This window comes from Flavobacterium columnare NBRC 100251 = ATCC 23463 (assembly GCF_002530675.1).
Classification (GTDB): domain Bacteria; phylum Bacteroidota; class Bacteroidia; order Flavobacteriales; family Flavobacteriaceae; genus Flavobacterium; species Flavobacterium columnare.
This window is the reverse complement of the sequence record NZ_PCMX01000003.1, coordinates 25679-35114: the sequence shown is the minus strand read 5'-3', so window position 1 is coordinate 35114 and position 9436 is coordinate 25679. Positions and strand designations below refer to the sequence as shown.

General features: G+C 34.3%; 9 protein-coding genes. All 9 read left to right on the top strand.

Going from position 1 to position 9436, the window contains the following annotated elements:
- Nucleotides 1–177: 177 nt before the first annotated feature.
- The 9 genes from B0A78_RS00730 to B0A78_RS00690 all read left to right on the top strand — a co-directional run bounded on the left by B0A78_RS00730 (nucleotide 178) and on the right by B0A78_RS00690 (nucleotide 9405).
- Nucleotides 178–828 carry an ATP-binding cassette domain-containing protein gene (locus B0A78_RS00730; RefSeq protein WP_065213888.1) on the top strand — a complete coding sequence of 217 codons (651 nt, stop codon included), beginning with the start codon at nucleotides 178–180 and terminating at the stop codon, nucleotides 826–828.
- Nucleotides 825–1061 (top strand): hypothetical protein, encoded by a 237-nt coding sequence (locus B0A78_RS14370; protein WP_065213887.1) that lies wholly within the window; start codon nucleotides 825–827, stop codon nucleotides 1059–1061. Before B0A78_RS00730 ends, B0A78_RS14370 begins: the two co-directional genes overlap by 4 nt.
- A 348-nt stretch (nucleotides 1062–1409) precedes the next feature.
- Nucleotides 1410–2780, top strand: coding sequence for an oxygen-dependent tRNA uridine(34) hydroxylase TrhO (gene trhO / locus B0A78_RS00720; protein WP_097609291.1), 1371 nt, complete (start codon nucleotides 1410–1412; stop codon nucleotides 2778–2780).
- A gap of 64 nt (nucleotides 2781–2844) precedes the next feature.
- Nucleotides 2845–4086, top strand: coding sequence for a peptidase U32 family protein (locus B0A78_RS00715; RefSeq protein ID WP_014165786.1), 1242 nt, complete (start codon nucleotides 2845–2847; stop codon nucleotides 4084–4086).
- The gene (locus B0A78_RS00710) at nucleotides 4086–4316 is read left to right on the top strand and encodes a ferredoxin (protein WP_014165785.1); all 231 of its coding nucleotides are present in this window, start codon (nucleotides 4086–4088) and stop codon (nucleotides 4314–4316) included. Before B0A78_RS00715 ends, B0A78_RS00710 begins: the two co-directional genes overlap by 1 nt.
- Nucleotides 4317–4489: 173 nt before the next feature.
- Nucleotides 4490–5887: a PSP1 domain-containing protein gene (locus B0A78_RS00705; protein WP_014165784.1), complete on the top strand. Its 1398-nt coding sequence runs from the start codon at nucleotides 4490–4492 to the stop codon at nucleotides 5885–5887.
- Nucleotides 5862–6365, top strand: a complete 504-nt coding sequence (locus tag B0A78_RS00700) for a gliding motility lipoprotein GldH (RefSeq protein WP_014165783.1) — start codon at nucleotides 5862–5864, stop codon at nucleotides 6363–6365. Before B0A78_RS00705 ends, B0A78_RS00700 begins: the two co-directional genes overlap by 26 nt.
- A gap of 2 nt (nucleotides 6366–6367) precedes the next feature.
- On the top strand, nucleotides 6368–8698 hold the full coding sequence (locus tag B0A78_RS00695) for a penicillin-binding protein 1A (RefSeq protein ID WP_014165782.1): 2331 nt from the start codon (nucleotides 6368–6370) through the stop codon (nucleotides 8696–8698).
- An 8-nt stretch (nucleotides 8699–8706) separates the two neighbouring features.
- Nucleotides 8707–9405 carry a CoA transferase subunit A gene (locus B0A78_RS00690; RefSeq protein WP_014165781.1) on the top strand — a complete coding sequence of 233 codons (699 nt, stop codon included), beginning with the start codon at nucleotides 8707–8709 and terminating at the stop codon, nucleotides 9403–9405.
- The last annotated feature ends 31 nt before the right edge of the window (nucleotides 9406–9436 follow it).

Below are 9436 nucleotides of genomic sequence, written 5' to 3'. Positions count from 1 at the left end.
AGCAACTTGAATTAATTATTAGTGTTAACCTGAAATACAACTATTTTGAAAACCTTTTTATGCAACAGATGATATTCGTATTAATATTATTATCGAGTTTTTACTCGATGGGGCTATCGTTTATTGTTATACCTTTTTTAGTTAGAAAATCTACATATAATATAAAAATGATTCAGAATGTTACTTGATATACATATAAGTGAAAAAACAATTGGAGTAAACAAAATAATAGATAATCTTAATTTAGTGATTAATTCAAATGGAATTTATGGAATTGTAGGAAAGAATGGAACAGGTAAGACCACACTTTTCAAGTGTATTTTAGGTATTGAATCCTACAGCGGACTTAATAATTCATTCGAGAAAATGAATCTTAGGAATACTTGCTGGTGTCCGACCGAGACATACTTATACGAAGACTTGACAGTTAATGAATTTTATAGATTTTATGATAAATTGATGAATATAAATCTAGAAGATGAACGAATATTGGTATTTAAAGATATTCCATTGGATATACAAATTAAAAATTTGTCCACAGGAATGAGAAAAAAAATGTTTCTAAATGCTTTATTTCAAAAATCATATAAATATTATATATTAGATGAGCCTTTTAATGGGCTGGATCTTGAAGCCAATTTTATATTATGGAATTACATAAAGAAAATTTCTGGAGATTCCCTAATATTAGTATCATCTCATATTTTAGATAGCTTGGTTAAAAATTGTGAAGCGATATTTGTTTTAAAAAATGGGGGTGGAAAATATTTCAGTAGTAATCAGTTTAATCAAATTGAAGATTTCCTTTTTAAATCAATTAAGATATGATTAGCAAAGAAGACCCTATACATACTCAAAAAAACCTTATAGCATGCAATGCTACCCGAAGTAAATCATTATACCTAGTAGTACTGGTAGTTCTAGGAGCACTTCCTTTTATTTATGTCGATATTAGCAGCCAGAGCCGTGGTATTATTCGTAGTCAGCAGGATAAAGTACCTTTGCAAACAGTAGTGAGTGGAAAGATTATAAGTTGCTTACTAAAAATAATAAACTGGTAAAAAAAGGAGATACCTTAGTACAAATAGCACAAGATAATTTACAAACGGAAAAAGCCAGTACCCAAGCCATCGTTAACGATAACCAAATTTTATTGAACGACTTGTAAAAAGCCGTATTGGGACAAGACAATTCTAGTAATGCATGAAGGTCAAGTAGTAGAGAAAGGAAATCATTTTGAACTTATAGAAAATGGAGGTAAATATGCAGAGTTGTGGAGTAAGCAAAGTTTAGTTTAATTATCTTGAATTTTAATTTGAAATCATCTAAAAATCAATAAATTTGCACCCGAATTCTTCCATTTAGAATTCAAAAACATTTTGTAACATTTCTCACTTAACGTTTATAGCATGCAACTGTATAACACATTAAGCGCAGAAGAAAGAGCGGAGTTGATTGACCAAGCGGGGAAACAACGTCTTACCATTTCTTTCTATCAATATGCGCACATCACTGACCCGAAACAATTCCGTAACGATTTATTTTTAGCTTGGGACAAACTAGAGGCTTTGGGACGCGTATATGTGGCGACCGAAGGAATTAATGCACAAATGAGTGTGCCAGCTGAAAATTTTGAAGCTTTCCGCGATACCTTAGAAGCTTATGATTTCATGAAAGGCATCCGTATCAACGTAGCTGTGGAGCATGATGACCATTCTTTTTTAAAATTAACCGTTAAAGTACGTCACAAAATCGTTGCCGATGGATTAAATGACGCTACTTTTGATGTAACAAATAAAGGAGTGCATTTAGAAGCTGCAGCTTTTAATGCGATTTTAGACGACCCTAACACGATAGTGGTAGATTTTAGAAATCACTACGAAAGTGAAGTAGGGCATTTCAAAGGAGCTATCACGCCTGATGTAGAAACTTTCCGTGAATCGTTGCCTATTATTAATGAGCAATTACAAGAATTTAAAGAAGATAAAAACCTAGTAATGTATTGTACTGGGGGAATCCGTTGCGAAAAAGCATCAGCTTATTTCAAGCACCAAGGATTCAAAAATGTGTACCAATTAGAAGGGGGTATTATTAACTACGCCCGCCAAATCAAAGAGCAAGGCTTGGAAAGTAAATTCATAGGTAAAAACTTCGTATTTGACCACCGTTTAGGAGAAAGAATTACTGACGATATTATTGCGCAATGCCACCAATGTGGAAAACCGTGTGACAATCATACAAATTGTGCTAACGACGGTTGTCATTTATTATTTATTCAATGTGATGCCTGTGCTGAAAAAATGGAGTATTGTTGTTCCACCGAATGTTTAGAAACCACACATTTATCGTTAGAAGAACAAGTAAAACGTAGAAAAGGGATTAATGTAGGCAATAAAATTTTCAGAAAAGGAAAGTCGGATAGTTTAACCTTCAAAAAATCGGGTGTTTTAGAAGGCATTAGTTTAGCAAAAGCCACAGAAGAACTGCCGAAACCTAAAACTTTACGTCAACGAATAGCTGTGAAAAAAGTGATGGTGGCAAAAGGAGAGCATTACTATTCTAAATCACAAGTAGGACAGTTTACCATGACCAATCATGAACTAAAAGCTGGGGATAAAGTGATTATCCAAGGACCTACCACGGGAGAACAGCATTTGATAGTAGACAAATTAGTCGTTAATGGTCAAGAAGGACAGTTGGCTCAAACGGGTGATAAAGTAACTTTTGTTGTGCCTTTTAAAATTCGTGCATCCGATAAACTTTACAAAGTAACCAACTAATTTTTTTAAATGCTTACTCTTTTATTACTGTAAAATATAATAAGCTTTTTTTGAATATTACTAAATGACTTCGACAGGAAAAATAGAATTAATGGCACCAGCAGGGAATTTTGAATCCCTGCAAGCCGCTTTAGATAATGGATGTGATTCCGTTTATTTTGGCGTAGAACAACTTAATATGCGCGCTCGAGCAACAGTAAACTTTGTTTTGGAAGATTTACCGGAAATTGCGCGTCGTTGTCAAGAAAAAAATGTAAGAACCTATCTTACACTTAATACAATCATTTACGATCACGATTTATCCATTGTAAAAACCTTAGTATCAAAAGCTAAAGATGCTGGAATAACTGCCGTAATTGCTTCTGACCAAGCTGTAATTATGACGGCTAGAACTTTAGGAATGGAAGTGCACATTTCTACACAGTTAAATGTAACCAATATAGAAACGGTTAAGTTTTACGCTATGTTTGCCGATACCATAGTTCTTTCTCGGGAGTTGAGTTTGCGTCAAGTAAAAAAAATCACAGAACAAATCGAAAAAGAGCAAATCAAAGGACCTAGTGGAAATTTGGTAGAAATTGAAATCTTTGGTCACGGTGCATTATGTATGGCGGTATCAGGTAAATGCTATCTGAGTTTACATTCACACAATTCGTCGGCAAATCGTGGAGCTTGCAAACAAAATTGTCGAAAAAAATATACAGTTATTGACCAAGAATCTGGATTTGAAATAGAAATAGATAATGAATACATGATGTCGCCTAAAGATTTATGTACTTTAGATTTCTTAGATCAAGTTATAGACTCGGGTATTAAAGTACTTAAATTAGAAGGTCGTGGGAGAGCAGCAGATTATGTTGCAACTGTAGTACGTACCTATCGAGAGGCAATTGATGCCCATTATGAAGGAACCTTTTCAAAAGAGAAAGTTGTGACTTGGATGGAAGCATTAGCCACGGTTTATAATAGAGGTTTTTGGAGTGGTTATTATTTAGGACAAAAACTAGGAGAATGGTCTGATAATCCAGGGTCAAGTGCGACTCAAAAGAAAGTGTACGTAGGTAAAGGAATGCATTATTTTCCTAAATCAGGTGTGGCAGAATTTAAAATTGAAGCCTACGACATAAAAAGAGGAGACAAAATTTTAATTACCGGACCAAGCACAGGTGCACAAGAATTAATTTTAGAAGAAATGTTTGTGAATGATATTCAAGCAGAAAAAGCAACAAAAGGGGATAGCTGTACGCTAAAAGTACCTTTTAGAATCCGATTATCTGACAAAATGTATAAAATTGTAGAAGCCTAATGGTTATTGTTACTTTACAACGTGATAAATGTATCGGATGTAACTATTGTGTTGAGTTTGCTCCAGCACAATTCCAAATGTCCAAAAAAGATGGTAAATCAGTATTGATAAAATCGGTAGAAACCAAAGGATTTCATACATTAAAAACCGCAGATCACGCTATCGTTGAAAATTGTGAATTGGCAGAAAAAGTTTGCCCAGTACATATCATTACAGTAAAAGAAACTTAAAAATAATAAATATACTTACTATAAACCTGTTGCGTTATAAATGCAACAGGTTTTTTTATTTTGAAAAATGTCATTTGAATTTTGGTGCTTAAAAATTGTATATTTACACACAAAACTAAATTGGCAATAGTAGTCTCGTTTTAAAATGAGATGACCAATATATACTCAAAATTATGGCATGTACAAGTTGTTCAACCTCTACGGGCGGTGCGCCTAAGGGGTGTAAAAATAATGGCACCTGTGGCACAGACAGTTGCAATAAACTAACCGTTTTTGATTGGTTAGCTAATATGGCTCTTCCTGGTGGACAAGAGTCTTTTGACTGTGTAGAAGTTCGTTTTAAAAATGGTAGAAAAGAGTTTTTTAGAAATCCTGAAAAAACAAGCCTATCTATTGGTGATATAGTAGCTACAGAAGCCAATCCCGGGCATGACGTTGGAATAGTTACTTTAACAGGAGAATTGGTTAAAGTACAAATGAAGAAAAAGGGAGTAGATTATGCAGGAGAAGTACCTAAAATTTACCGTAAAGCTTCACAAAAGGATATTGATATATGGCAAGAAGTTAGAAATAAAGAAGCAAGTATTCAAGTTAAAGCACGCGAATTAGCCATTGCTTTAAATTTAGAAATGAAAATTTCTGATATCGAATTTCAAGGTGATGGTTCTAAAGCCACGTTTTATTACACGGCCAACGACCGTGTGGATTTTCGACAATTAATTAAAGATTATGCAGCGGAATTTAAAATCCGAATAGAAATGAAACAAGTGGGTTTCCGTCAAGAAGCCGCTCGTTTAGGGGGAGTAGGCTCTTGTGGACGTGAATTGTGTTGTTCTACTTGGTTAACAGATTTTAGAAGTGTAAATACTTCAGCAGCACGTTATCAACAACTTTCTTTAAATCCCCAAAAATTAGCGGGTCAGTGTGGTAAACTTAAATGTTGTTTAAACTATGAGTTAGACACCTATATGGATGCCTTAAAGGATTTTCCAGATATGGAAACCAAATTACAAACGGATAGAGGAGAAGCCACTTGCCAAAAAATTGATATATTCAAAGAACTAATGTGGTTTGCTTATCCCGATAACATGGCTATTTGGCACATGCTTAAGGTAAGTGAAGTAAAAGAAATTATAGACTTAAACAAGCAGGGAAAAAGAGTAGCCACTTTAGAAGACTTTGTCTACGAGGAAGAAAAAGAAACAGTTGAAAAAACATTTCAAAATGCCATGGGACAAGACAGTCTAACCCGTTTTGACCAGCCTAAGAAAAAAAATAAAAATAAAAAAAAGAAAATAAGTACTTCTACTGTTTCTGCTGAAAAACCTATTGAAAATAAAATAGAAAAAACGATAAAACCTCGTTTTGAGAACAATAAGCATAAGTCCAAACCAGAAGGAATCAAACCCAAACCAGAAGGGGGTATTAAACCTAAGTCAGAAGTTATACATCCTAAAGGAGATTTGAATAAAAATAGTCAAACAGAAGGGCAAAGGCCTAAAAATAATAGACCAAGACCCAAAAATAATAGGTCAAAAAACAGAAATGATAAAAGAGATAATCAAAACTAATTGGTATGGTTTCCTTTTAGGAATCACATTGGTATCTTGTGACAAATCACAAGTATTTGATCAATATAAAACCTTTGAAAACGGATGGCCTAAAAAAGAAGCGGTCAGTTTTGAATTTGAACAAAATGCTTCTCAAAAACCATTGAATTTGTTTATTAATGTACGGAACAATGACGATTATGAGTTTAGTAATCTATTTTTAATCGTAAAATTGGAACAACCTAAAGGAAAAATATATATTGATACATTGGAATATCAAATGGCGAACCCAGATGGAAGTCTTATGGGGCAAGGTTTTTCCGATGTCAAAGAGAGTAAATTGTGGTACAAAGAAAATTATATATTTCCTAAAACAGGGAAATATAAAGTAACCATTCAACAAGCAGTTCGTGAAAATGGAAAATTGAAAGGAATTGAGGTTTTAAATGGCGTTACCGAATTAGGTTTTAGAATAGAATCAATAGAAGAAAATAAATAATTATGGCTCAAAAATTAAACACTCGCAAATCAGATTATGATCCTTATGTAAAGAAATTTTGGAAATACTTTCTATACACATTTGGAGGCGTTTTTTTGTTTTTCCTTTTTGCTTCTTGGGGATTATTCGGTTCAATGCCATCCTTTGAAGAATTAGAAAATCCAGAGTCAAACCTAGCTACTGAAATTATTTCATCAGATGGTGTGGTTATTGGTAAGTTTTTTAATGAAAATAGAACACCTGTAAAATATGAAGATTTACCCAAACATTTGGTTAATGCTTTAGTAGCTACAGAAGATGAGCGTTTTTATGAACATTCAGGGATTGACGGGAAAAGAACCTTAAGTGCAGCACTAAAGCTAGGTACAGATGGTGGAGCATCTACACTGACCCAACAATTGGCTAAGCTACTTTTTCATGGAGAGCGTTCTAAATTTAAGATCATAGGACTCATTCAAAAAGCAAAAGAGTGGATTATAGCAATTCGTTTAGAACGCCAATACACTAAAAACGAAATTATAGCGATGTATCTTAATAAGGTAGATTTTGTAAACACAGCAGTGGGAATTCGATCGGCTGCCAAAGTATACTTTGCAAAAGAACCTAAACAACTTACAGTAGACGAATCAGCCATGTTAGTTGGAATGTTAAAAAATCCTTCTCTATTTAATCCTTTAAAAAGAGAAGAAAAAGTACGCGATCGTCGTAATGTTGTGTTAAAACAAATGGAAAAAAATGGTTTCTTAACTACTACTCAAAAGCAAAACTATCAAGCAAGACCTATTAAATTGACTTTTTCGCCTGAAAAATATAATGAAGGAACTGCTACCTATTTTAGAGAATACCTTCGCGATTACATGAAAAAATGGGTAGAGGAAAACAAAAAAGAAGATGGTTCTGATTATAACATTTATTCAGATGGATTAAAAATATATACCACCATCGACTCTCGTATGCAGTTGTATGCCGAAGAAGCTATGAAGGAACATTTAGCTAATTTACAGCAAGAATTTTTTATAGAACAAAAGAAAAATAAAACAGCTCCATTTGTAAACATAACAGATACCGAAATTCAAAAAGTAATGGATCGTTCGATGCGTAATTCCGAGCGTTGGAGAATTTTATCTGAAAATGGCATGGAAGAAGAGGACATAAAAAAGTCTTTTCATATTAAAACAAAAATGACTGTTTTTACATGGAAAGGAGATAAGGATACAGTTATGACACCTTATGATTCAATACGATACTATAAACATTTCTTACAACCTGGTTTAATGGCTATGGAACCTCAAACAGGACATGTAAAAGCTTGGGTAGGAGGTATAGATTATCGTTATTTTCAATACGACCACGTAGGTCTAGGAGCACGACAAGTAGGTTCTACATTCAAACCATTTGTTTATGCAACGGCTATTCAGCAATTAGGAATGTCTCCTTGTGACACTATTTTAGATGGCCCTTTCATGATTCGCAAAGGCAAACACAATGTTACCGAAGATTGGGAACCACGAAATTCCGATAGAAGATATAGAGGAATGATGACCTTAAAGAGAGCATTGGCAAACTCAGTTAATACAGTATCAGCTAAATTAATTGATAAAACAGGTCCTGACGCCGTAATTGCTTTATTAAGAAAATTAGGCGTTGAAACAGATATACCTTCACAACCTTCAATAGCTTTAGGTGCTGTTGATATTACCGTACGTGATATGGTAGCGGCATTTAGTACTTTTGCCAATCAAGGAATTTACTTAAAACCCCAAGTAATCTCTAAAATAGAAGATAAAAACGGGAATGTCATTTTTGAACCTAAGTTAGAATCTAAAGATGTGTTGAGCAAAGATGTTTCGTACGCTGTCATTAAATTATTAGAAGGTGTTACAGAATCAGGTTCAGGAGATCGCTTACGTACACAAGGTGGTGGCTGGAAATACAACAGAGTAACCGGTTATCCTTATATGTTTACAAATCCTATTGCGGGAAAAACAGGAACTTCGCAAAATCAATCCGATGGTTGGTTTATAGGTATGGTGCCTAATTTAGCAACAGGAGTTTGGGTAGGTAATGAGGATCGTTCAGCCCATTTTAAAACATTAGCAGCTGGTCAAGGTGCTACTATGGCACTACCAATTTGGGGTCTATTTATGAAAAAATGCTATGCAGATCCCACTTTAAATGTTTCAAAAGAAGCTTTTGAAAAGCCAAACGATTTAAAAATAAAAGTAGATTGCTATTCAGCACCTACTCATACAAGAAGAGAAACCGATAGTACAGCTACCGACTCAACAAGGGTAAAACCAGAAGAACAAAATACAGACGAATTTGGATTATAAACACAACTATGATATCAAGAAAAGTTAACAATGTACAAGAAGCTTTAGAAGGAATTCAAGATGGGATGACCATTATGCTTGGTGGTTTTGGACTTTGTGGAATTCCAGAAAACAGTATTACAGAACTAGTAAACAAAGAAGTAAAAGACTTAACGTGTATTTCTAACAATGCAGGGGTAGATGATTTTGGTCTTGGATTACTTTTACAAAAACGTCAAATTAAGAAAATGATTTCTTCTTATGTAGGAGAAAATGCTGAATTTGAACGTCAAATGCTTTCAGGTGAATTAGAAGTAGAACTGACCCCCCAAGGTACCTTAGCTGAAAAATGCCGTGCCGCACAAGCAGGTATTCCCGCTTTCTTTACACCAGCAGGTTATGGAACCGAAGTGGCTGAAGGTAAAGAGGTGCGTGAATTTAATGGGAAAATGCACATTTTGGAACACGCTTTCAAAGCTGATTTTTCTATTGTAAAAGCATGGAAAGGCGATGAAGCGGGGAACTTAATTTTTAAAGGAACCGCAAGAAACTTCAATGCGCCTATGGCAGGTGCTGCAAAAATCACGATTGCAGAAGTGGAAGAATTAGTTCCAGCAGGAACTTTAGATCCTAATGAAATCCACATTCCTGGGATCATGATTAACCGCATTTTCCAAGGAGAAAAATTTGAAAAACGTATTGAACAACGAACAGTTCGTCAAAAGTAATTTATTGATTCTTTAATTTGAAAATTTGAAG

Bases quoted from the DNA above. Each gene is read 5' to 3' on its own strand.
- B0A78_RS00730 (WP_065213888.1), top strand. From the start codon at position 178: ATGTTACTTGATATACATATAAGTGAAAAAACAATTGGAGTAAACAAA.
- B0A78_RS14370 (WP_065213887.1), top strand. From the start codon at position 825: ATGATTAGCAAAGAAGACCCTATACATACTCAAAAAAACCTTATAGCA.
- trhO (WP_097609291.1), top strand. From the start codon at position 1,410: ATGCAACTGTATAACACATTAAGCGCAGAAGAAAGAGCGGAGTTGATT.
- B0A78_RS00715 (WP_014165786.1), top strand. From the start codon at position 2,845: ATGACTTCGACAGGAAAAATAGAATTAATGGCACCAGCAGGGAATTTT.
- B0A78_RS00710 (WP_014165785.1), top strand. From the start codon at position 4,086: ATGGTTATTGTTACTTTACAACGTGATAAATGTATCGGATGTAACTAT.
- B0A78_RS00705 (WP_014165784.1), top strand. From the start codon at position 4,490: ATGGCATGTACAAGTTGTTCAACCTCTACGGGCGGTGCGCCTAAGGGG.
- B0A78_RS00700 (WP_014165783.1), top strand. From the start codon at position 5,862: ATGATAAAAGAGATAATCAAAACTAATTGGTATGGTTTCCTTTTAGGA.
- B0A78_RS00695 (WP_014165782.1), top strand. From the start codon at position 6,368: ATGGCTCAAAAATTAAACACTCGCAAATCAGATTATGATCCTTATGTA.
- B0A78_RS00690 (WP_014165781.1), top strand. From the start codon at position 8,707: ATGATATCAAGAAAAGTTAACAATGTACAAGAAGCTTTAGAAGGAATT.